This is a genomic window from Corynebacterium sp. MSK012, assembly GCF_030232435.1.
Taxonomy (GTDB): Bacteria; Actinomycetota; Actinomycetes; order Mycobacteriales; family Mycobacteriaceae; genus Corynebacterium; species Corynebacterium jeikeium_D.
Map to the genome: position 1 here is coordinate 1 of NZ_JASPJU010000028.1, position 392 is coordinate 392.

General features: G+C 55.9%; 1 protein-coding gene. It reads right to left on the reverse strand.

All coding sequences use genetic code 11. From position 1 onward, the window contains the following. A partial coding sequence (locus QP977_RS10970; RefSeq protein WP_502870952.1) for an IS30 family transposase occupies positions 1-392 on the reverse strand: 392 nt, incomplete at both ends.

Sequence of the window (392 nt, forward strand, 5' to 3'; positions counted from 1 at the left end):
CGCTCATTGCTACCTCGCTGCCACGGCGAATGCGGATCGGCGAAAAACACCTGGATATTCTCCGCGACAGAAAACTCCGTGTGTTTGGCAAACTCCACTCCCTGATCCCAGGTCAACGTCGAAATCGTGGTGTCCATCGACTCTTTGAGCCGACGAATCATCCGTACCATCACCTCATTGACACTGGCGGCAGTATGGTCAGTGCCGAGTCTGCCGAGCAGCACAAACCTGCTGCGGCGTTCCACCAACGTCGCTAAAGCACTGGTGCCATCTGCGCCAATAATCAAATCGCCTTCCCAATGACCGGGTACCGCACGATCATTGGCTTCGGCTGGGCGAAGTGAAATATTGGCATCATGAGTCCAGCGTTTTCCACGTGGCTTGGGCACCCC